Origin of the sequence: Paenibacillus methanolicus (assembly GCF_008124765.1) — a bacterium.
GTDB lineage: Bacteria > Bacillota > Bacilli > Paenibacillales > Paenibacillaceae > Paenibacillus_Z > Paenibacillus_Z methanolicus.
Genome location: NZ_VNHS01000005.1, coordinates 387,127 through 408,050 on the forward strand (window position 1 = coordinate 387,127; position 20,924 = coordinate 408,050).

Below are 20,924 nucleotides of genomic sequence, written 5' to 3' on the forward strand. Positions count from 1 at the left end.
TGCTACGACTATTATACCGGAGGCGAGGCGCCATATTGGTAGAGGAATCGCTATTTTCCGCGCGGCGAAGACAACAGGTCAAAAATGAACCCTAAAAGTAAAAGGACGGGGATTCATCGAAAGCCGGCGATGCTCTATGCTTAGGTACAAGAGATGAGATGGCCAATCATTTCGACATATGAAACGCTGGGGGGATCAGCAATGGCAGCAAGAAAGAGAAGAATCGCGTCTTTCATCGCCATCTCGCTCATGACGATGGTCATGGCGGCTTGCAGTTCGAACAATGGCGGAACGAAAGACAACGCCGGGGAGCCAGGCAATGCCGCGGGTAGCAACAAGGCGGCTAACTCGGCTAACGCGGCTGGCGAGGCGAACAAAGAGCCGGAGCCCGAGCAGGCGAAGCCGGTGGAGATTACGTGGTGGAATTTCCCGACCTACCAGCCGGTGGACGGCGAAGTGGGCAAGTACGAGAAGCAGCTGATCGAGGCGTTCAACGCGAAATACCCCGACGTCAAGGTCAACCTCGAGATGATCACCTTCGACGGCGGACCGCAGAAGCTGAACGTCGCCATCGCGACGAACTCCGCGCCGGACGTCATCTATGACGCGCCGGGGAGGATCATCGACTGGGCGAAGAAAGATTTGCTCGCGCCGCTGGACGACATGGTGACCGGCGAGGTGCGCGGCGACATCGCGGACGCGTTCTGGAAGCAGTCGATGGTCGGCGGCAAGACGTACATGTATCCGATCAACACCGCGCCGTTCATGATGGCGGTGAACAAGACCGTGTTCGAGAAGATCGGCGCGCTGGATCTGCTGCCGCTCGATCGGCCGGACCGCACGTGGACGTTCGACGAATACAAGAAGGCGCTCCAAGCCGTAAAGGACAAGGCGCCGGACGTCATTCCATCCGGCTTCTACGCCAAGAGCCAAGCCGGCGACCAAGGCACGCGCGCCTATCTGGCGAACCTCGGCGTCTCCCGGTTCCTGAACGAAGACAACAGCGCGGTCGCGATCAACTCGGATAACGCCGCCGCGGCGCTGGATTGGCTGGCGCAGGCGTCGAAGGAGAAGATCGTCGTGAACGGCGCGGCCTCGCTCGCCGCGGGCGACGTGAACGATCTGTTCCTGCAGGGCAAGCTCGCCTTCAGCATCAACTATTCCGCGGTGCTCCGCGCGCAGAACGCGCCGCTGAAGAAGGCGGAGTTCGAGGACGTATTGCTCCCGTTCCCGACGCTCGACGGCTCGAAGCCGAAGCTGGAGCCGTACCTCGGCGGCATGGCCATCTTCAACAATGACGACGAGGCCAAAGTCGCGGCGTCCAAAAAGCTGATCGACTTCATCGCGAACGATCCGGAGTGGGGCAAGAAGAGCCTGATCCAGACCGGCGGTTTGTCCGTCCGCAATTCGATCACCGGCTTGTACGACGACCCGGAGTACGCGTACTCCGAGCTAGCCCGCCAGTTCATTACCGATCCGCCGACGATCGCGGACGGCTATGCGGAGATTCGCACGTTCTGGTTCCCTGAATTGCAGCGCGCCATCCTCGGCCAAGCCTCCGGCAAGGAAGCGCTGGACGGGTTCGCCGCGAAGGCGAACGACGCGATCGCCAAGGCGAAGGCGTCCGCGGCGAAGTAGGGCGCGATTCGAAGGCAACATCATAAGAAAGGCACTGGGCAGCGCGCCAAGCGGTGGGCTGCTCTTTGTCATACGCAAAAAGGGGTGAAAATCCGTGGCTGGAGCGGTTCTGAGGCGAAAACGGTACATTTGGCGCGAATGGCTGACGAGTTATTTGTTCTTGCTGCCGGCGCTGGCGTTCTTCCTGTTGTTCGTCGCGTTCCCGATGCTCAAGGGCATCTACATTAGCTTTTTCGACTATACGCTGCGGGATTTCGATTTCGTCGGTCTAGACAATTTCAACGTCCTGCTGCATGACGACGTGTTCGCCAAATCGATGTGGAACACGATGCTGATCGTGCTCGTCGCGGTGCCGGCCGTCGTGCTGTTCTCGATCTTCGCGGCGATGACGATCTATAAGAAATCGGAGATGCAGCGGTCGTTTTTCCGAGGCGTGTTCTACTTGCCGGCCGTCTCCTCGGTCGTCAGCATCACCGTCGTGTGGGCGTCCATCTATCATCCGAATTACGGCATTCTCAACTACATCACGAGCTTGTTCGGCGCGGAGCCGATCGGGTGGCTGGGCGATACGCGCACGGCGCTGCTGGCCATCATTCTCGTGTTGATCACGACGTCGGTCGGGCAGCCGATCATCTTGTACGTCGCGTCGCTCGGCAATATCCCGACCTCGTACATCGAAGCGGCGCAGATCGACCGGGCGAGCGCGGGGCAGATTTTCCGCAAAATCATTTGGCCGATGCTCATGCCGACCAATCTGTACATTATCGTCATCACGACGATCAACACGTTCCAGGTGTTCGCGATCATTCAGTTGCTCACCTCCGGCGGACCGATGTACGCGACCTCGACGGTCATGTACGGCGTCTACGAGCAGGCGTTCATGCTCGGCAGCTTCGGCCTCGCGTCGGCGATGGGCGTCGTCCTGGCGGTCGTGATCGGGATCATCTCGGTTATTCAGTTCAAGTATTTGGGCAGCGACGTGGAATATTGAGCTGCTTGGTTTGCGTTCGCAATCGGAAGATTGGGAATGCAAACCAAGCAGCCGGTGAGCTAATTGGTTTGCGTTCGCGTTAGCGAGAGCAGCATGCAGCAAACTGCGTCATGAAGCAAGTCAGGGGGGCATCAAAATGAGTGCATATACGGAAGTCCGGCACGGCGGCAAGCGAGAGGGAATTGCGGTCGAGCGGCGAAAGCGGCGGGAGCTCAGCGTCGGCAAAATCGCGGCGAACATCCTGCTCGTCATCAGCGCGCTGTTGTTCATCTTCCCGTTCTATTGGATCGTCACGGGCGCCTTCAAGGTGCAGAACGTCGCGGTCGCCATTCCGCCGGAGTGGTTCCCGCTGGAGCCGACGCTCGATAATTTCCGGGTGCTGTTCAACAACCCGGTCTGGAAGTGGGGCTTCAACAGTTTCTTCGTGGCGACCAGCGAGATGATCGGCGTCTGCCTTGTCGCTTCAATGGCCGGTTACGTGCTGGCGAAGAAGCAGTTTCCGGGCCGGAAGTTTATTTTCATCCTGTTCGTCTCGGCGATGGCGCTGCCGAAGCAGGTTATTCTCGTCCCGTTGTTCACGATGTTGGCCGATTTCGGCTGGATCGACACGTATCAGGGGCTGATTTTGCCAGCGATCGGCTGGCCGTTCGGCGTGTTTCTGATGAAGCAGTTCGCGCAGACGATACCGGGCGAGCTCATCGAGGCGGCCAAGATCGACGGGTGTTCGGAGCTGCGGTTGTTCTATCGCATCATCATGCCGCTGTTGAAGCCGGCGCTGGGGGCGCTCGCGATTTTCACGTTCATCAACGCGTGGAACGACTATTTCAGCCAGCTCATCATCACGCGGTCGACGTCCATGATGACGCTGCCGCTCGGCCTCGCGACCTTGCAGGGCGAGTACACGACGCCGTATGGCGTGCTGATGGCAGGCGCGGCGCTCGCATCGCTGCCGATGATCCTCATTTTCCTGTTGTTCCAGAAGGCGTTCACGCAGGGCATCACGATGGGCGCGGTCAAAGGGTAACGGCGGCGAAAGGTGGAGCGCGATAGTGGACTGAGGCCGACTATTGAGGGTGCTGGCGATAAGTTGGAGCGCGATAGTGGGCTGAGGCCGACTATTGGAGGGTGCTGGCGATAAGTTGGAGCGCGATAGTGGACTGAGGACGACTATTGAGGGTGCTGGCGGTAAGTTGGAGCGCGATAGTGGACTGAAGCCGACTATTGGATATCGCGTGGTCAACTAGCTCGCAATAGTAACTTCTAGCACGTTAACGGCCGCGGAAGCCGCGCATCGTTCCGCAATAGTGACTTCCAGCGCGCTAACGGTTGCGGAAACCGCTCGTCGGCCCGCAATAGTGACTTCCAGCGCACAAACGGCCACGGTAGCCGCACATTGGCCCGCGATAGTAACTTCTAGCACGTACTTCTAGCGCACTAATGACCGCAGAAAGCAGTACGCCCACCGCCCAAGCGCTTTCCGTCGTCACGTATCCCGCGGCGAAAGGAGGTGAGTATTCGCGCACGCCCGAGCAATCAAACGATGAGAATGGAGAGATGTTGAGATGAAGCTTGGCAGACTCATGCAGGCGGCTCGCTGGATCGTTTGTTTTACCGTGTTCGTCGCGGGGTTATCGCTCACGCCCTACGTGTCGGAGGCCGCGCCGACGGATGGCCGGGTGCTCCAGTATACGCTGAATCGCGCTTTCAACGGCACGAGCGACTACGTGGACAGAACGTCGGATATCGCCACGGTCGCCTCGTTGACGCAAGGCTCCATCGTCGTCCGCTTCAAGACGACGAGCACCGCGGCGGCGAAGACGTTCTTCAGCGCCTCGCACGTCGCCGATCCGTCGAGCAATCTGTCGTTGACGATGAACGGCGGCACGGTGTATTTCGAGAATCGCGAGAACGGCGCATACGCCACGCAGCTCAGCGCGAGCGGCTCGTTCAACGACGGCTTATGGCATACGGCGGTGCTATCCGTGGACGGCAGCGGCACGCGCATTTACGTCGATGGCTTGCTGAAGGGGAGCACGGCGTCCACGGCATTTTTCACCAATGTGACGAGTCTCAATGGCATGTGGGTCGGCCGGAATGCCGACAACGGCGGCGGCCAGTGGTATTACGCCGGCGAGTTGGCGTACGTGGACGTGTACAACCGCGCCTGGTCCCAGGCGGAGGCGATGGAAGCCGCGGGCTTGCTGCCGCAAGCGGCGTTGTCCGCCACGGTGAACCGCGCCTTCAACGGCACGACGGATTACATCGACCGCTCGGCCGACCTCCCCTACGTATCCAGCCTGAATCAAGGCGCGATCGTCGTCAAATTCAAGTCGACGAGCACCGGTCAGGCGCAGACGTTCCTGAGCGCGTCGAACACGGCGGCGCCCTCGACGAACGTGTCGCTGACGATGAACAACGGCGCCGTTTACTTCGAGAACCGGACGAACGGCAACTATGCGACGCAGCTGAGCGCCGCCGGCAAAATGAACGACAACAATTGGCACACCGCCATTCTGAACGTCGACGCGTCCGGCACGAAGATTTACGTGGACGGGCAGCAGCGCGCGTCCTCGTCATCGACCGCGTTCTACGGCGCGGCCCAAGGACTGAACGGGCTGTGGGTCGGGCGCAACGTCGATAACGGCGGCGGTCAGTGGTATTACACCGGCAGCATGGCGTACGTGGCCGTCTATCCGGCGGCGCTGAACGCGAGCCAGATCAGCATGCTGAGCGCCGTGTTCGAGGAGACGATTCTCTTCGATACGTCCGACGGCAGAGGTTATGCGGAATACCGGATTCCGAGCATCGTCGCTACGGCCAACGGCACCATCCTGGCGGTAGCGGAAGCGAGAGCGGGCGGGGATCAGACGCCGACCGACTTGGTGTTGAAGCGCAGCGCCGACGGCGGCGTCACGTTCTCCGAGCAGGTCATCCTATCGCCCGGCAAATCGCAAGGCAACGCCGAGATGAATCCGATGCTGCTCGCCGAGACCACGGGGAACACCGTGCATCTGCTGTGGGGACGCTGGGCGTGGGGCAACTGCCAATATTTCATCCGTACGAGCACGGATAACGGGTTGACGTGGGGCGCGGCCAGGGACATTACCTCGGTGCTGAACGCGTACACAAACGCCGCCAGTCCCTATTACTTCGCCGGGCTCTCGGGCGCGGGGATGGGGCCGGGACACGGCATCCAAATGACCAATGGCACGCTGGTCGTGCCGATCTACCTGACGACGAGCGGCTGGACGAACAGCACGGTGGCGACGATCTACAGCACGGACGGCGGGGCGACCTGGCAGGCTGGTTCGCTCGTCCCGAACCCGAGCGGATTCACGCGCATCCACGAGAACATGATGGTCGAGCTGTCGGACGGTCGGCTCATGACGAACATGCGCAATCCGGGCAGCGACTACCGGGCGGTCTCGATCGCAAGCGGCCCGACCGGCGTGTGGTCGACGCCGTATTCGGACACGACGCTTATCGATCCGGTCGTCGCCGCCAGCCTGCAGCGCTACGACGCGGGCACGATTTTGTTCACGAATCCCGCCCATATCTCGTCACGCACCAACATGACGATCCGAATGAGCGGCGACGACGGCGCGACTTGGTACCGGTCCAAAGAAATTTACGCGGGGAACAACGGATATTCCGATATCGCGGTCGCCCCGGACAAAACGATATTCGTCTTCTACGAAAAGCCGGCCGCGAGCAAAATCGCGCTGGCCCGCATGAACAAAGCGTGGATCGACTCGCCGTAAGGCGAAGGCGCGCCATAGCCAACGATAGGTAATGGCGGGCCGTTCGCCGCTTGCCGCCCACGGCGGAACGACGGACGCGCTCGCCGCCTATACCCAACCCCTACCAACGGAGGTTACATTATGGACTTGACCCAATTTCACGGTATCATTCCGGCGTTCTACGCCTGTTACGACGAGCAAGGGAACATATCGGAATCGCGTACGGCCGCCCTGGCCGATTACTTGCACGAGAAGGGCGTGCAAGGCGTCTACGTCGGCGGAAGCTCCGGCGAATGCATCTACCACAGCCTGGAGGAGCGCAAGCAGGCGCTCGCATACGCAGCACGCGCTTTAAAAGGGAAAATGACGCTCATCGCCCATGTCGGCGCGCCTTCGACCCGAGACAGCATCGAGCTGGCCCGGCGTGCGGCGGAGCTCGGATACGACGCGCTGTCGGCGATTCCGCCGATCTATTTCAAACTGCCGGATTCGGCCGTCATCGGCTATTGGACGGCGATCATGGCGGCGACCGAGCTGCCGTTCATCATCTACAACATTCCGCAGACGACGGGTTACACGCTGACGCCGGCCGTCTTCCGGCAGCTGCTCGCCAATCCGAAGGTGATCGGCGTCAAGAATTCCTCGATGCCGGCGCTCGACATCGAACGGTTCAAGTCGGCGGGAGGCGACCGGGTCGTCGTCTTCAACGGACCCGACGAGCAATTCGTCGCGGGCCGGATCATGGGCGCGGCGGCCGGTATCGGCGGCACGTACGCGGCGATGCCGGATCTATATCTGCAGGCCGATCGGCTCGTACGCGAAGGGCGTTTCGAAGAGGCAGGCAAGCTGCAAAGCGCCATCAACGATATCATCGTCGCGCTCTGCTCGCTCGACGGCTCGATGTACGCGGCGATCAAGGAACTGCTCCTCCGCCGGGGCGTGAATATCGGCGGCGTGCGCGCGCCGCTCGAGGGCGTATCCTCGGCGGACGCGGCGCGGATCGACGGCATCGCCGCCGCGATCGACGCGCTGGTTCTACGTTACGACGAAGCCTAAGCGTAACCGGCATCGACTTTAGCCAACACAACGAACCAGGGGGAGAACAACCATGAAGCGCAAACGCATTCTCGCGGCCGCGGCCGCGCTCACGGTATTGCTGGCAGGCTGCTCGAATGGAAATAACCCGAACACGTCGGCAGAGAGCGGCGGCGACGCATCGGGCGGCAAGGAGCAGGTCGAGATCAAAGTATGGCTGACGCCGCAGTGGAAAGGCGTGCTCGATGCCTCGGAGGAAGGCGCCGATTACGACAGCTTCTTCAAGCGCGCGGCGGAGAAGTTCGCGGCGCAGTACGACAAGTACGACGCGAAATTGAACGTCGAGGTCATCGCGGGCGACCAGCGGGACCAGCTGCTGAACGTCAACTTAAGCGGCGGCACGCCGCCGGACGTCTTCTTCGAGAGCGTCTTCGCCATGGGCGACTACGTCCACCGCGGCGCGCTCGTGCCGCTGACGGACATCGTCGACGACGCCGCGAAGCAGGACATCGCGGACAACTACTGGAGCTCGGTCACCTTCGGCGACGATATCTACTTCTATCCGTTCCAGAACAATCCCGGCACGCTCGTCTACAACGCGGACATGTTCCGCGCGGCGGGACTCGAGAACGACATTGGCGGCGAGAACGAGATCAAGACGTGGACGCTGGCGGACTACGAGCGTATTCTGATGACGCTGAAGGAGAAGCTGCCGGGGACGCCTTATGCCGGCGCCTACCCGATGGCGCTCTATGCGGTGAACAATCAGGGCGACACGTGGAATCTCGCCTACCTGCGCATGTTCGGCAGCACGTTCTTCGACGCTGAAGGCAACATCGCGTTGGACGACGCGAACGGCGCGAAGGCGGCGGCTTGGCTGAAGTCGATCAAGGACGCGGGATACACGAACCCGGGACCGGAATCCGTCTCGTCGAACGACGCGAACGGCATGTTCCAGAACCAGCAGCTGGCGATCAGCTTCACCAACCCGGTGCTGTACGCGAACGCGAAGGCGGATATGGCGAGCGGCAAGGCGCCGAAGTTCGATGCGCGGCTGGCGAACATCCCGTCGGAGAGCGGAGACCCGCTCACGTTCACCTATGTCGTCGGCGCGAGCGTGTTCCAGACGAAGGACGAGAAGCGGATCGAGGTCGCGAAGGATTTCGTCAAGTTCTTCTCTACCGATCCGGAGCTCGTGAAATCGTCGAAGAACGGCATTCCGGTTCGCAGCTCGGTCGCCGAGGCGTTCAAGGGCGAGAACCCGCTGTTCGCGGCTTATGACGCCAACGCGAAATATTTGTTCAATTTCACCGGCAACGTGCCGGGCTATAGCCAACTGCGCGAGGTGCTCTATCCGGAGCTTCAGGCGCTGTACACCGGAGCGAAGACGCCGGAGCAGGCCGTTAAGGATTACCAAGCCGCCGGCAACAAAGTCATCGAGACGAACAAGGCGAACTCGGTTATTTTCGGCGGGAAGTAAACATTCCGTCCTCTCATCACGCACATCAGGCACGCCAATCCTACGCGGGGAGCATCCGGACGCGGGCGCGCTTGCTAGCCGCCGGCAGCCATCTCCCCGGGAAAGGAAGACAACCATGCGACTACGCAAACAAGCGCTTCAAGCGAATTTGACCGGTTATCTGTTCATCCTGCCGCAAATGGCGATCTTCCTGCTGTTCCTCGTCTATCCGATTGTGGAGGGCATTCGGCTTAGCCTGTATCAGATCAACTACCAGAACGAAAGATTCGTCGGGCTGGACAATTATGCCTCGTTGTTCAGCGATCCGGTCTTCTTCAAGGCGCTGCTCAACACCGTCGTCTTCGTCGTCTGCATCGTCCTTTTGACGGTGGGGTTCGCGCTGTTCGCGGCTTCAGCCGTCTTCGACAAGAACGCCAAATACGTCTCGTTCATCCGGGGCAGCTACTATATTCCGGTCATGGTGTCGATGGTCGTCATGAGCATGGTGTGGAGCTTCCTGCTCAATCCGGCCAGCGGGCTCATCTCGTACTTGGCAAGGGAGGCCGGAGCGGGGCAGGTGAATGTGCTCGGCGGCGGCAAGACGGTCATGCCGGTCATTATCTTCGTCACGTTCGCGACCAACGTCGGGCAGACGATCATCCTATACATCGCGGCGATGATCGGCGTGCCGAAGGATCTGTTCGAGGCGGCCGAGGTAGACGGGGCGAGCCGGTGGCAGACGATCCGCCATATTCTGATCCCGTCCGTACAGCCGTCGACGGTGTACATCTCGATCATCAACATCATCGCCGTGCTGAAAATTTTCGTCGTCATCCAGCTCCTGACCGGCGGCGGTCCGAATAACGGCTCCGTCACGCTCATGTACTACCTGTACAACAACGCGTTCAAATTCAACCAGCTCGGCACCGCTTCGGCTGTCGGCGTCATCATGTTCCTGATCACGCTGCTCCTGTCCGTACCTCAGCTCAGAAGCATGCTTAGACAGACGTAAGGAGGAGGCCGCATGCCGCATAAGACCAGCAAGAAAAGGGAGCCGTACGATCTCGTCTCGAACGTTCTCGTCGCTTTCTTCGCCGTCCTGAACCTGTTCCCGCTGTACTGGCTGTTCACGAGTTCGCTGAAGAACAGCGCCGACGTCGTGAAGATGCCGCCGGACTGGTTCCCCGCGACCATCACGTTCGATAACTACATCGATGTATTTCGGAGTCAGCCGGCGCTGCGCTGGACGTTCAACAGCCTGTTCGTCTCGGGCGTCAGCACGGTGCTCGTCATTATCGTAGGGGCGATGGCTGCCTATGCATTCTCGAAGCTGGCGTTCAAAGGGCGCAATATCATTTTCGTCGTCTTCATCTCGAGCCTCATGATTCCGAAAGAGATCATGATCGTGCCGCTGTTCCGGATCATTCAAGATTTCGGGATGGTGAACGAGCTGAGCGGGATGATCTGGCCGAATGTAGCGACGGCGTTCGGCGTATTCCTGTTAAAAGGGTTTTTCGACGCGACGCCGGACGCGTTGCGGGAAGCTTCGCGCATCGACGGGGCGGGCGAGTGGCGCACCTTCGCGCAAATCATGCTCCCGATCGTGAAGCCCGGCATCGGGGCGCTGTTCATCCTGAATTTCGTGCAAGTGTGGAACGATTACCTGTGGCAGATGGTCGTCGGGCAGGAGAAGAACATGAAGACGCTCATGGTCGGCACCGCGACGCTCATGCAGGATCTGAATCCGAACTATGCGTACAAAATGGCGGGCGCGACCGTCGCGGCCATCCCGATGCTGATCATCTTCCTGCTGTTCCAGCGGTATTTCACGCACGGCATGACGGCCGGGGCGGTTAAAGAATGACATGCAACGCGAGGGAGGAGAAGGGGACAATGGGGCATAAAGGAGCACAACTGTTCGACGCGATCAACGGCAAGCTGATCGTCTCCTGCCAGGCGCTGCCGGAGGAGCCGCTGCACAGTCCGTTCATCATGGGACGGATGGCGCGGGCGGCCGCGCTCGGCGGCGCGGCGGGCATTCGGGCGAACAGCGTGGAGGATATACGGGAGATCAAGCAAGAGGTGGTTCTTCCGATCATCGGCATCATCAAGCAGGTGTACGACGGTTCGGACGTGTTCATTACGCCGACGGCGAAGGAGGTCGAGGCGCTCTTCCGGGAAGGCGTGGACATGATCGCCATCGACGCGACCGACCGGATCAGACCGGACGGCACGACGATCGAGCAGGCGTTCCCGGCGCTGCGCCGGGCGTTCGGCGATAAGCTGTTCATGGCGGATTGCGCGACGTTCGAGGAGGCGGTTCGGGCGGCCGAGCTCGGATTCGACTGCGTGGCGACGACGCTGAGCGGCTATACGGCGGGGACTCGCGGACGCGCGCTGCCGGATCTGGATATGGCGGAGCGGCTGGTGAAGACGGTGCGCGTGCCGGTCATCGCCGAGGGCGGCATCTCCACGCCGGAGGAGCTGAAGGCGCTGTTCGACGCCGGCGTTCATTCGGCGGTCGTCGGCTCGGCGATTACGCGGCCGCTCGAGCTTACGCGGCGGTTCGTCCGCGCGACCCGCGCTTTTGATTGAACGATTAGGGGGGAGAGCCGTGAAGGTGCTGGCGGCGGACATTGGGGGAACGTCGACGAAGATGGGGGTGTGCGACCGGTCCGGACAGGTGGAGCGTTATCGGGAGTATCCGACCGAGGCGCTGCAGGGCGGGCCGCATCTGATGGAGCGGCTCATCGCGAATTTAGCCGAATATGGGGAATATGACGCGATCGCGATCAGCACCGCGGGACAGGTGGACGCGGCGGCGGGCACGATCGTGTACGCCAACGGCAACATTCCGAACTACGCGGGCACGCGGATCAAAGACGCGTTGGAAGCGCGGTTCGGCAAGCCCGTCCGGGTCGAGAACGACGTGAACGCCGCCGCACTCGGCGAGGCTTGCTTCGGCGCGGCGCGCGGGTACCGTGATTTCCTCTGCCTTACCTTCGGTACGGGCATCGGCGGCGCGATCGTGCTGGACGGGAAGCTGTACCGGGGCGCCGATGGCGTCGCGGCCGAGTTCGGCCACATGTTCACGCATGCGCTCGGCGAGAGCGGGGACGCCGGGAAGGCCGCGTTCTATGAATCATACGCCTCGACGTCGGCGCTCGTGCGCATCGCGGCCGGCATCGATCCGCTGTGCGCGGACGGAAGGACGTTCTTCGACCGGGTGAATCAAGGAGACGAGCGGATGGGCGCGATTTTGCAAGCTTGGGTATCCGAGACGGCGGCGGGATTGGCCTCGCTCATTCATATTTTCAACCCGCCGGCGATCATCGTCGGGGGCGGCGTCATGGAGCAGGAGCCGCTCGTGCGGATGGTGGAGAAGCGAACCCGTGAACTGATCATGGACAGCTTTCAGGGCGTGCGCATCCTAAGGGCGGAGCTCGGCAACAAGGCGGGGATGCTGGGGGCGGCGTCGTTGTGGATGGCGTAGCGAAGACGGTAAGGAAGCGTCGGCAGAGCATGCATGAAGGGAGGAGAACGACATGATGATCGGAACGTTGTCCGATTGGCGCGCCTATGCGGGCGGCGGGCACGACAAGTTTGAAACGGCGCTGGATGCGTTGGCGCAGCTTGCGGCCGAGTCGCCTTCGCCGGGGCGGATCGACATCGACGGCGACCGGCTGTACGCGACCGTCATGCAGCTGGAGGGGAAATCGACCGCCGATCAATTGGCCGAGAAGCATGAACGTTATATTGACGTGCACGTCGTGCTGGAAGGAAAGGAACTCATCGGCTGGTCGCCGCTGCCCGAGGGTCTAGTTCCGGCGAAGCCATACGAAGCGGATGCGGACTATTTGCTGGCGGAACCTGCCGCAGACGAGACGCTGCTTCGTCTGGTACCGGGGATGTTCGCGGTGTTCTTCCCGCATGATCTTCATCGCCCCGGACTTGGGGAAGGCGAGATCATCAAGAAGATGGTGATGAAAATTCACGTGTGACCTATCCAAGGCAAAGCGTAGAGCGATTCGCGCATCGAGCGTCCCTTTCGACGAGGGGCGCTTTTTGGCGTGTTGGGGAATAGATGCGAAAAAAGATCCGCGTGGTGCTGGTCATATTGCCTTCCAATGTTTTACATTATTAATGGTGGATGCGGAACAAGAAGGAGGCGTGGGATGAGCAGGCGCAATCGGAATGTATTAATTTTAGTCATAGTCGCGTTTATCGTCATCATGAGCGTGATGCGTAATCGGGATAACGAAATTAGCGAAGTCGTCGACCGATCCATGCGGTATACGTTTCAAGAACCGTACCGCTTTCCGTTCGAGGTGGACGAGGCGAGCTCCGAAGTCGCGATCGACAATCCGGACTCGCTACATCAGTTCATTTTCCGTTACGGGAACAAAGAGACGGGGCAGCAGCTCAGCTATATCGTCAGCAAATTGGTGGATAATCCGCCGACTCCTGCAGACGGTCCAAACAGGGAGCGTCATCAGCTGAAGAACGGCAGAGCGGCTTATTACGAAGAGGACGAGTCGAGTCAAGGCATCTGGTGGCAGACGGAGAAGGGATTTACGGCCCGCATCATCTACGGTATCGACGGCTACCAAACGCCGCTCGGCGACCGGAAGCTGACGCTCGAAGAACTGATCGATCTCGCGCAGCAGGCGCAGTGATGGCACGCGAATTGGAGCATCAATCGAAGGAGGCAACCGCATGAGCGAATATTTCTGGGACGGCCAGATCGAGTACTTGCGCAATACGAGGGGGCTGTACTATAACGACGACTATCTCGCGTTCCTGATTCAATCCGTGTGGAAAATAAACCGGCCGGTGCGCGTCGTCGATTTCGGCTGCGGATACGGCTTTCTGGCCGCCAAACTGATGCCGCTCCTGCCGGCGGGATCTAGCTATATCGGGATCGACGCGGGACCACGGCTGATCGGGCAAGCGCGCGAGTTGTTCCGGGACGCGCCGTTCGCCGCCGCGTTCATCGAGGGCGATCTGACGACGATGGACGTCGATCGCGCGTACGATCTGGCCGTCTGCCATGCGTTCCTGCTGCATATGGAAGACCCTCTAGCGATGCTGCGCAAGATGGTCGATTGCTTGGAAGACGGCGGACGGATCGCGTGCTTCGAGCCGCATTGGATCGCGAACATGGCGAACTATCACGTGGATGGCCATCCGTTGTCGGAAGTCGTCCAGCTTGGCGTGCTGCAGAAGCTGTTCGAGCGGGACGCGGCGCGGGGCGGGCGCGACGGCAACATCGGATTGAAGCTTCCGGTCTATCTCAGCGAGCTTGGCGTTCGCGACATCGACTGCCGGGTCAGCGACAAGGTCAATTTCCTCAATCCCGCCGAGGATGCGGGACGGGCGGATGCGCTGTTCAACGCCTTGAAGGAGGAAGGGATCGGAGCGGATCCCGGCGAAGCCGATGCTTACCTAGCCAATCTAACGGGCCGCGGTATTACCGAGGAGGAAGCGATGCGGGGGTATAGGGCGGAACTGCTCCTCTCTCAAGCATTCAGCCGCGAGAGCGCGCTTGTCTATGCCCCGAATATGAAAATCACGTCCGGGGTCGTTCGACGCTCGAATGAAGCATTAGCCGGCGAATAATAGGAAAGACGGACGGCGGAAGTTTCTCTTTTTGCCCCCGACAACGTTCGATATGCTGAAGTTGAATGTTGATGGGGAATAAGGGAGGATGAGTCATGACGGAGAGGCTGATCGGCATCGCGCTGCTGACGCTAACGATCCATGCGGCGGAGACGCTGTCGTATGCGGTCCGCATGGCCGGCATTCGTACCGGCAAGCTGGCGATCGCGCTGTCGCTGACGGGGATGATCGTGCTGGTGGCGCGTACTTCTAATATTGCCCAAGGGACGATGACGGGGAAGATCGTGGATTTCGCGAAACGCCACGCTGAGTTCGATTTGGCCGGGAGCTTCCGGTTCATTATCGGGGGCGCGTCGGTTGGCACGCTGATCGCGATCGCGCTGTTTCCGACGTTCGTGCAGCTATCGGCCCGAATGATCGACCATCTGGAGAAAGCCGGTTCCGTGCCCGGGATGGCGCGGAACCTCATGCGCGCCGATGCGATCCGGCATAGCGTGCATCATATCCGCAGACCGCGGCTGGCGATGGTGCGGCGCTTCCGCAAGGGTGCCTACCCGCCGCGTCTGATGGCGCTGAACGGCTTCGTCACGGCGGTCTATACGGTAGGCGTGCTCGCGGCGCTGTATGCGTCTTCGCTGCCGGGCCCCTATAGTATCGGCATTTCGCAATCGTCGGGCTTAATCAACGGGCTGGCGACCATTTTGCTGACGGTGTTGATCGATCCGCATGTGGCGCTGCTGACGGATCGGGCGCTGCGCAAGGAGGCGGCGCTCGCTTCGGTCAACCAGTTATACGGCGCTCTTATGCTGTCGCGGCTGGGCGGCACGCTGCTTGCGCAGGCGCTGTTCCTGCCGGCGGCCTATTGGGTGCAATGGGTGGTACCCTATTTGTAAGGGAAGGAGTTTTGCATGAAGCGAGTAATGAAATGGGTCGCCGGTTGGTTCGTCCTGCTGGCCGCATTCCTCATGCTTACGCGACCCGGCGATATGGAGTATTACGTGTGGTTGTTAAAGAAGCACGAGATTCACTGCACGATCGACGGAGGAACGACATCGTGCTGGAAAGGCGGACAGCCGATCGAAGAGGTGTCCCGAAGTTTCCATAACCGGCTGCTCTTTACGCAGGTCAGGGATATCTACAAGGAAGGCAATAAGGTGTATGACATTCGAGCAGTCGGCGTGTTTCACCGATATTATGATTTTACGTCCATCCAGATCTACAATTGACGAATAAAGCAGGTGCGAACAATGAAATTCATGTGGTGCTGGCGGTGCGAACAGGACATGCCGATGTTGGACGAGGAGGAATACGCGCGTATGAACGCGTTATATGGCGAATGCATGAGGGCTACGGAGGAATTTCGCCTGAAGCATGGGCTGCCGGCGCAAATGACGTCGATGAACGAACGGTTTCGCCCGGTTGTGGAAGCCTATGAGCAGCTGACCGGCTATTCGAACGTGCATCATAATGCGATCATGCACCACCGCATTTCGATGTACGGCGTGCGCTGCAACTGCTGCGGCAAGCCGCTCCGGACGCCAACGGCCAATTTGTGCGCGGCATGCGGGACGACCCAATCGATGTAACGAATGAAGGCACTTGGCAAGGGCAAGCCCGCATGTGCCTTTTTGGAAATATCCGCAACAACCCGGTCGCTTCGGCCGTCTGGAACGTGAAGGAGGGAGCGCATGAGAACGATGATCTTCATGCTGCTGCTTGGACTTGGCTTCTTGCTAACCGGGTGCAGCGAGCAGCCGAGCTTGCTGACGTTGAAGCAGGTCGAAGAGAGTTTTGATCGTCAAGGCATACCGCTGATCCCATCCCCGGAACTAGCGCCGAACAGTATCTTTCGCATGACGCTCCGCGGCGTGACGCCTGAAGGTTTCTCCGTGAACGGCGATCAGCTGGTCACCGTGTATATGTTGAAATCAGCCAAGGAAGTAAGCAAGGCCGTCTTGGAGTTTGAAGACAATACGGCGGCGGCCGGCGTTGAAGATCACAACCGCTATGAAGCGGGGAACGTGTTTATTTTCTATGGCGCTGAAGGGATTCACAAGGACGAGCGAGTCGATCAGGCTATAGAACGGCTGAGGGGCATGCTGAAGTAGAACGACCGCGATCGGGGCAGTCGTTCCGTCATGGGGTGAATCGTTAGCTAGAGCAGCGAAGCCATCAGCGCGGTAAATAAAATGTAGATGCGGGTTACCATCATGAAGCCTCCTTGGGATGAAAAACGAACTTTTCTGCAACATTTGCCAGCTCTAGTATGCATAGCGGTAAGACGCATTATGCAGTTATTGGCACGCATGATAAGTTCGGGTTGGGGGGCGTGTATTCGATCGTTGCGGGAAGGAGTCCGTATTATGAGCTTGATCACGCTGCGGATCATCGCGAGTGGCATGGCGCTGGCGGCGATTGCCGCTTTCACCGTTGACGGACTTTTGGTTTCCTATCGGCAGCCTTACGACGGGTTCGGCATCTTGGCGACGTTCATCCTGCCTCCGGTTGGAATCGTAGCCGCAAGTATCGCGAACAAGAGATCGGACGCCGCCAAGGATCTCCTCCTCATTTGCTTGAATATCCTCGCTTTTTTCACGTTTGGGCTGTATATGTTTTTCGGCACGCTGTTTTGGGGTCCATGAAGCACCGAAAGCGGGAGGGGAAAGGGATGGAATTTCTCGGCATCGTCATCGTGATCGGATTTATTTTCATTATTGCGTATCTCAGGGCGATTCATATTTCGCTCCAGCGGTTATTGGAGACCAAGGGGACCGATCGAGATCTTCATTGATCGGGCAAGGCCTAGGTACGGGACAAGGAGTGAGCGAATGGAAGAAATCAAGCATGCGCCCGGCACGATCGACGCGTATATCGCCGGGGTTGCGCCCGATATCCGGGAGCGGCTGCAGGCGCTTCGGAACGTGATCAAGGAAGCCGCGCCGGATGCGACGGAGAAGATGAGCGACCAGATGCCGACGTTCGAGCTGCACGGCGATCTGGTTCATTTCGCGGCCTTCGCCAACCATATCGGGTTCAATCCGACGCCGAGCGGGATCGCGGCATTCCGAGAGGAGCTGTCGGCATACAAGGGCGATGAAGGAACGGTTCAGTTCCCGCCGGATCAACCGCTGCCGCTTGATCTCGTGCGGGCTATCGTTCGATTCCGGGTAGCCGAGAACATCGAGCAAGCGACGAAGAAGAAGTCGTGATGCTCGATCCCGCAGCCCGTTCCAATCCTACATAACGCATGACCGCAAGAACCGCCCGCAACGGCGGTTTTTTTATTTGCGGCTTTGGCGGTCGTCACGCTTCGGGTTCGTACTCGTGCCGAGCAGCCATGCGCCGGCAGTCGGACGTGCGGCGCGGCGTCGATTTCGACGATTCCAAGTCCGAAATGCGGAGGAATGAAGCAATGGGAATGAGATTCGGCGCAATAGTCGGAATGCATCCCTCGCGCAGTCGTTTTACCCCCTGTTCGAACTCGCGCCGGGCAGGATAAGGTGGGGGCGTGAACGTATCCCGTTCACCAAATCGGAACTGGAGGGATCTTGATGAGAAGGTTGTCTGTTCACGGATTTCGGCTGCTGCTTGTCGCGTTCATGCTTGTCGGTTATGCAGGACCGTATGCTCCCAAAGCGTCCGCCGCCGGCGAGTCGATCGCCGCGATCGAGAGCAACGCGTCGTACCATTCGCGCCGGACGTTCGGCATCGGGCTGTACGACGGCGTGGCGAACAAGACGTTCATCGCGTACAGCGGCCCGGAGATGGATGTGTATGTCAAAGCTTACAATCATGCGTCGCAAAGCTGGGAAGCCGCGGTGAAGGTGTACGACTGGAACGATTCCTCCCAGTTCGCTTATCACGATTATCCGACGATGGTGCTGCTGCCGGACGGGAAACTGGGCATCTTCGCGCTCGATCACGCCGTGTCGGCTTATCTCATCAAGGCGCCGACGGCCCATTCCCTGAGCGGAACGTGGACGCGGACGCAGATCAGTACCGACAAAAATACGTATCCGATGCCGATCGTATCCGGGCAATCGGTCTACCTGTTCTACTCGCGCAACGACGACCTGACGCATCCGTATCGCACCTACCGGTACACCAAGTCGACCGACAACGGCGCGACTTGGTCCGCGCCGGTCACGGCCATCGACAGCGGCAAGACCGCGGACAAATTCAGCGAGGTGTACGCGTACGGCGTGGCCGAGAAGGACGGCAAAATCTACGTGACCTGGTCGATGGCCGGCGGAGCGGGCGGTCATAACCAGGCGTCGCGCCATCTGTATCTCGCTTATCTGGATACGGCGACCGGACAGATGCATAACGCCGGCGGACAAAGCATGGGCAGCGTCGTGAACGAGCCGGACCTCGCCGCATGCCTCGTCGTGAGCGCGGAGCCGGACACCGCGAGCGCCAATTACGGTGCCCGGCATCCGATCTCGAATTCGGCGCCTTCGGTGACCAAAGACGGCAAGGTCGTCGTCGCTTACGGGCAGCAGAATGCGGACGGGACGTCCGCGATCCGTCTGGCCGCCTTCGCCTCCGGCGCTTGGACCGTACGGACGGCGGATGCCGCGGCGGGCGGCTTCACGGATGTCGTGAAGGCCGGCGCGGGCACGAACGAATTCGAGGTGTTGTACGCGAGCGCGGACGGCGATTCGCTCGTTAGCAAGAAGACGACCGACCTCGGCGCGAGCTGGACGTCGCTGTATACGCTCGCCGTGCCGTTCGGACCGGGCAACGCGGACTCGATCGTCTATGCGAATTATATCGAGCAGCGGCAGGGGATCCGCGTCGTCGGCGCGACGATCAACGTCGCCGAGCGGCAGACGGATTATACGGGCAAATGGAACGTGTTCGCGATTAAACAGTAACGATAGCATCGACTACGCTTGCCCGGCAGGGACCGACGACAGTCGGATTACCCTACCGGGCAAGTTGTTTTCCTACGCTCCCATTTGGCGCGAATCGAGCTATGCTAAGGATGTACCGCACAGATTAGATCGAGGGGATGGTTGCACGATGAAGAGAGGATTCCGACAATCGCTTGCCGTGCTGGCAGGGTTATCGCTTGTCTTGACCGCGGCGGGCTGCGGCAATGCCGGCAATGGAGGCGACGGCAATGCCAATACGTCCGAGAAGCCGGCCAATGCGAACGCGGCGCAGAACCAAGGCGAGAAGGAAAAGACGAAGCTCGTCTATTGGACCTACCAGCGCCACGACGCCGAATATATCAAGCAGAAGATCCAGCAGTTCAACGAGACGAACGAAGCCAACATCGAAGTGGAAATGACGATGATGGCGGAGAACTATCCGCAGTCGCTCGACCTCGCCTTCACGAGCGATCAGGCGCCCGACGTGTTCGCCACGCAGCGCCCGGCCGAATTTTACGCCAAAGGTTATTTCGAGCCGCTCAACGGGTACTTGACCGACGAGCTGAAATCGAAATTCGGCAGCTTTCTGAGAGAAGGCAGCAACAAGTTCGAGGACAACGTCATCTCGCTGCCGAACGTCGGCAATACGATACGGCTCGTCTACAACGTGGACATGTTCGAGAAGGCGGGTCTACAGCCGCCCAAATCGCTCGACGAGATGGTTGCCGCCGCCAAGAAAATCACCGAGATCGGCAAGCCGGACGGCATCTACGGCTGGTCGCTTCCGTACAAGAGCCCGTCCAGCGCGCTCGACCGGTCCGCGGCCAAGATCGCCGAGATGAACGGCTTCCACCGTTCCGGCTTCGATTTCAAGACCGCGAAGTACGATTTCTCCGGCTGGAAGCCGATTATCGAAGCGTTCCGCCAGATGAGCGCGGACGGCAGCGTACTGCCGGGCTCCGAGTCGCTCGACATGGACCCGATGCGGGCGCAGTTCGCGGAGGGCAAGATCGGCATGTACATCTCGTACTCGACCGAAGCGGGCGTCTACAACACGCAATTCCCGCCGAAAATCCGCTGGGACGCGACCCTCGTGCCGACGATCGACGGCGGCGAGGCGAAGGGCGCGATCGATCCGGCCGCGAGCGCCTGGCTGTCCATGAGCAGCGAGTCCAAGCACAAGGAAGCGGCATGGACCTTCATGAGCTACATGTACCAGGACGAGATTATGCGCGGCTACCACGAGAGCGGCCTCGGCATCTCCGTGCTGCCTCACATTCTCGAAGGCGCCAAGGAGCCGAGCACGCCGGGCATTCAGAACTTCCTGCCGACCGAATACGACGCCGCTTGGCCAGTCGAGCCGCAGGGCATCGTGCCGGAGGGCAAAACGTGGCAAGAGCAGTTCACGCGCTACATTCTGGGCGGCGGTAACCTGGACGAAACGATCGGCGAATTGAACGCGAGTTACAACGCGGCGCTGGACAAAGCGGTCGCCGGCGGCGCCGTCACCGTGACGCCGGACCCGAGCTTCGATCCGGCGGCGCTGCGCAAATAAGCCGAGCCGG

At 60.1% G+C, this 20,924-nt stretch carries 22 protein-coding genes; all 22 read left to right on the plus strand.

All coding sequences use genetic code 11. The features are described from left to right. Positions 1 to 201: 201 nt before the first annotated feature. The 22 genes from BCM02_RS15660 to BCM02_RS15760 all read left to right on the plus strand — a co-directional run bounded on the left by BCM02_RS15660 (position 202) and on the right by BCM02_RS15760 (position 20,914). The gene (locus tag BCM02_RS15660) at positions 202 to 1,638 is read left to right on the plus strand and encodes an extracellular solute-binding protein (protein WP_148930031.1); all 1,437 of its coding nucleotides are present in this window, start codon (positions 202 to 204) and stop codon (positions 1,636 to 1,638) included. 94 nt (positions 1,639 to 1,732) lie between these two features. Next, a complete protein-coding gene (locus tag BCM02_RS15665) occupies positions 1,733 to 2,629 on the plus strand; it encodes a carbohydrate ABC transporter permease (RefSeq protein ID WP_148930032.1) in 897 nt (298 codons plus the stop codon). A gap of 136 nt (positions 2,630 to 2,765) precedes the next feature. After that, complete coding sequence (locus tag BCM02_RS15670; RefSeq protein WP_148930033.1) at positions 2,766 to 3,653, plus strand: carbohydrate ABC transporter permease; 888 nt, start codon at positions 2,766 to 2,768, stop codon at positions 3,651 to 3,653. Between the two features lie 538 nt (positions 3,654 to 4,191). Then, positions 4,192 to 6,390 (plus strand): sialidase family protein, encoded by a 2,199-nt coding sequence (locus tag BCM02_RS15675; protein ID WP_148930034.1) that lies wholly within the window; start codon positions 4,192 to 4,194, stop codon positions 6,388 to 6,390. Between the two features lie 120 nt (positions 6,391 to 6,510). Further along, positions 6,511 to 7,425, plus strand: a complete 915-nt coding sequence (locus tag BCM02_RS15680; RefSeq protein ID WP_148930035.1) for a dihydrodipicolinate synthase family protein — start codon at positions 6,511 to 6,513, stop codon at positions 7,423 to 7,425. 52 nt (positions 7,426 to 7,477) lie between these two features. Next, positions 7,478 to 8,884 carry an ABC transporter substrate-binding protein gene (locus tag BCM02_RS15685; protein ID WP_148930036.1) on the plus strand — a complete coding sequence of 469 codons (1,407 nt, stop codon included), beginning with the start codon at positions 7,478 to 7,480 and terminating at the stop codon, positions 8,882 to 8,884. 115 nt (positions 8,885 to 8,999) lie between these two features. Beyond that, complete coding sequence (locus BCM02_RS15690; RefSeq protein ID WP_148930037.1) at positions 9,000 to 9,875, plus strand: carbohydrate ABC transporter permease; 876 nt, start codon at positions 9,000 to 9,002, stop codon at positions 9,873 to 9,875. A gap of 12 nt (positions 9,876 to 9,887) precedes the next feature. Next, positions 9,888 to 10,727: a carbohydrate ABC transporter permease gene (locus tag BCM02_RS15695; RefSeq protein WP_148930038.1), complete on the plus strand. Its 840-nt coding sequence runs from the start codon at positions 9,888 to 9,890 to the stop codon at positions 10,725 to 10,727. A 29-nt stretch (positions 10,728 to 10,756) separates the two neighbouring features. Then, positions 10,757 to 11,458: an N-acetylmannosamine-6-phosphate 2-epimerase gene (locus BCM02_RS15700; protein WP_148930039.1), complete on the plus strand. Its 702-nt coding sequence runs from the start codon at positions 10,757 to 10,759 to the stop codon at positions 11,456 to 11,458. Between the two features lie 19 nt (positions 11,459 to 11,477). Continuing rightward, complete coding sequence (locus BCM02_RS15705; RefSeq protein WP_148930040.1) at positions 11,478 to 12,356, plus strand: ROK family protein; 879 nt, start codon at positions 11,478 to 11,480, stop codon at positions 12,354 to 12,356. Positions 12,357 to 12,408: 52 nt separating this feature from the next. After that, positions 12,409 to 12,864 carry a NanQ anomerase/TabA/YiaL family protein gene (locus BCM02_RS15710; RefSeq protein ID WP_148930041.1) on the plus strand — a complete coding sequence of 152 codons (456 nt, stop codon included), beginning with the start codon at positions 12,409 to 12,411 and terminating at the stop codon, positions 12,862 to 12,864. 174 nt (positions 12,865 to 13,038) lie between these two features. After that, positions 13,039 to 13,539, plus strand: coding sequence for a hypothetical protein (locus tag BCM02_RS15715; protein ID WP_148930042.1), 501 nt, complete (start codon positions 13,039 to 13,041; stop codon positions 13,537 to 13,539). A 40-nt stretch (positions 13,540 to 13,579) separates the two neighbouring features. After that, positions 13,580 to 14,482 (plus strand): class I SAM-dependent methyltransferase, encoded by a 903-nt coding sequence (locus tag BCM02_RS15720; RefSeq protein ID WP_148930043.1) that lies wholly within the window; start codon positions 13,580 to 13,582, stop codon positions 14,480 to 14,482. Between the two features lie 95 nt (positions 14,483 to 14,577). Then, entirely contained in the window at positions 14,578 to 15,375 is a 798-nt protein-coding gene (locus BCM02_RS15725) for a lipid II flippase Amj family protein (RefSeq protein ID WP_148930044.1), read from the plus strand. Between the two features lie 15 nt (positions 15,376 to 15,390). Then, entirely contained in the window at positions 15,391 to 15,708 is a 318-nt protein-coding gene (locus BCM02_RS15730; RefSeq protein ID WP_148930045.1) for a hypothetical protein, read from the plus strand. Positions 15,709 to 15,729: 21 nt separating this feature from the next. Next, positions 15,730 to 16,068, plus strand: coding sequence for a DUF3450 domain-containing protein (locus BCM02_RS15735; RefSeq protein ID WP_148930046.1), 339 nt, complete (start codon positions 15,730 to 15,732; stop codon positions 16,066 to 16,068). 102 nt (positions 16,069 to 16,170) lie between these two features. Then, positions 16,171 to 16,590 (plus strand): hypothetical protein, encoded by a 420-nt coding sequence (locus BCM02_RS15740; RefSeq protein WP_148930047.1) that lies wholly within the window; start codon positions 16,171 to 16,173, stop codon positions 16,588 to 16,590. 255 nt (positions 16,591 to 16,845) lie between these two features. Further along, positions 16,846 to 17,124 carry a hypothetical protein gene (locus tag BCM02_RS15745; protein ID WP_148930048.1) on the plus strand — a complete coding sequence of 93 codons (279 nt, stop codon included), beginning with the start codon at positions 16,846 to 16,848 and terminating at the stop codon, positions 17,122 to 17,124. Positions 17,125 to 17,150: 26 nt separating this feature from the next. Next, the gene (locus BCM02_RS36345; protein WP_281288193.1) at positions 17,151 to 17,273 is read left to right on the plus strand and encodes a hypothetical protein; all 123 of its coding nucleotides are present in this window, start codon (positions 17,151 to 17,153) and stop codon (positions 17,271 to 17,273) included. Positions 17,274 to 17,310: 37 nt separating this feature from the next. After that, the gene (locus BCM02_RS15750) at positions 17,311 to 17,691 is read left to right on the plus strand and encodes an iron chaperone (protein ID WP_148930049.1); all 381 of its coding nucleotides are present in this window, start codon (positions 17,311 to 17,313) and stop codon (positions 17,689 to 17,691) included. A gap of 342 nt (positions 17,692 to 18,033) precedes the next feature. Then, positions 18,034 to 19,359, plus strand: coding sequence for a BNR-4 repeat-containing protein (locus BCM02_RS15755; RefSeq protein ID WP_148930050.1), 1,326 nt, complete (start codon positions 18,034 to 18,036; stop codon positions 19,357 to 19,359). Between the two features lie 148 nt (positions 19,360 to 19,507). After that, positions 19,508 to 20,914: an ABC transporter substrate-binding protein gene (locus BCM02_RS15760; RefSeq protein WP_148930051.1), complete on the plus strand. Its 1,407-nt coding sequence runs from the start codon at positions 19,508 to 19,510 to the stop codon at positions 20,912 to 20,914. Positions 20,915 to 20,924 lie beyond the last annotated feature (10 nt).

Excerpts from the sequence above, each read along its gene's own strand:
- BCM02_RS15660 (WP_148930031.1), top strand. The coding sequence starts at position 202 with ATGGCAGCAAGAAAGAGAAGAATCGCGTCTTTCATCGCCATCTCGCTC.
- BCM02_RS15670 (WP_148930033.1), top strand. The coding sequence starts at position 2,766 with ATGAGTGCATATACGGAAGTCCGGCACGGCGGCAAGCGAGAGGGAATT.
- BCM02_RS15675 (WP_148930034.1), top strand. The coding sequence starts at position 4,192 with ATGAAGCTTGGCAGACTCATGCAGGCGGCTCGCTGGATCGTTTGTTTT.
- BCM02_RS15680 (WP_148930035.1), top strand. The coding sequence starts at position 6,511 with ATGGACTTGACCCAATTTCACGGTATCATTCCGGCGTTCTACGCCTGT.
- BCM02_RS15685 (WP_148930036.1), top strand. The coding sequence starts at position 7,478 with ATGAAGCGCAAACGCATTCTCGCGGCCGCGGCCGCGCTCACGGTATTG.
- BCM02_RS15690 (WP_148930037.1), top strand. The coding sequence starts at position 9,000 with ATGCGACTACGCAAACAAGCGCTTCAAGCGAATTTGACCGGTTATCTG.
- BCM02_RS15695 (WP_148930038.1), top strand. The coding sequence starts at position 9,888 with ATGCCGCATAAGACCAGCAAGAAAAGGGAGCCGTACGATCTCGTCTCG.
- BCM02_RS15700 (WP_148930039.1), top strand. The coding sequence starts at position 10,757 with ATGGGGCATAAAGGAGCACAACTGTTCGACGCGATCAACGGCAAGCTG.
- BCM02_RS15710 (WP_148930041.1), top strand. The coding sequence starts at position 12,409 with ATGATGATCGGAACGTTGTCCGATTGGCGCGCCTATGCGGGCGGCGGG.
- BCM02_RS15715 (WP_148930042.1), top strand. The coding sequence starts at position 13,039 with ATGAGCAGGCGCAATCGGAATGTATTAATTTTAGTCATAGTCGCGTTT.
- BCM02_RS15720 (WP_148930043.1), top strand. The coding sequence starts at position 13,580 with ATGAGCGAATATTTCTGGGACGGCCAGATCGAGTACTTGCGCAATACG.
- BCM02_RS15725 (WP_148930044.1), top strand. The coding sequence starts at position 14,578 with ATGACGGAGAGGCTGATCGGCATCGCGCTGCTGACGCTAACGATCCAT.
- BCM02_RS15730 (WP_148930045.1), top strand. The coding sequence starts at position 15,391 with ATGAAGCGAGTAATGAAATGGGTCGCCGGTTGGTTCGTCCTGCTGGCC.
- BCM02_RS15735 (WP_148930046.1), top strand. The coding sequence starts at position 15,730 with ATGAAATTCATGTGGTGCTGGCGGTGCGAACAGGACATGCCGATGTTG.
- BCM02_RS15740 (WP_148930047.1), top strand. The coding sequence starts at position 16,171 with ATGAGAACGATGATCTTCATGCTGCTGCTTGGACTTGGCTTCTTGCTA.
- BCM02_RS15745 (WP_148930048.1), top strand. The coding sequence starts at position 16,846 with ATGAGCTTGATCACGCTGCGGATCATCGCGAGTGGCATGGCGCTGGCG.
- BCM02_RS36345 (WP_281288193.1), top strand. The coding sequence starts at position 17,151 with ATGGAATTTCTCGGCATCGTCATCGTGATCGGATTTATTTTCATTATT.
- BCM02_RS15750 (WP_148930049.1), top strand. The coding sequence starts at position 17,311 with ATGGAAGAAATCAAGCATGCGCCCGGCACGATCGACGCGTATATCGCC.
- BCM02_RS15755 (WP_148930050.1), top strand. The coding sequence starts at position 18,034 with ATGAGAAGGTTGTCTGTTCACGGATTTCGGCTGCTGCTTGTCGCGTTC.
- BCM02_RS15760 (WP_148930051.1), top strand. The coding sequence starts at position 19,508 with ATGAAGAGAGGATTCCGACAATCGCTTGCCGTGCTGGCAGGGTTATCG.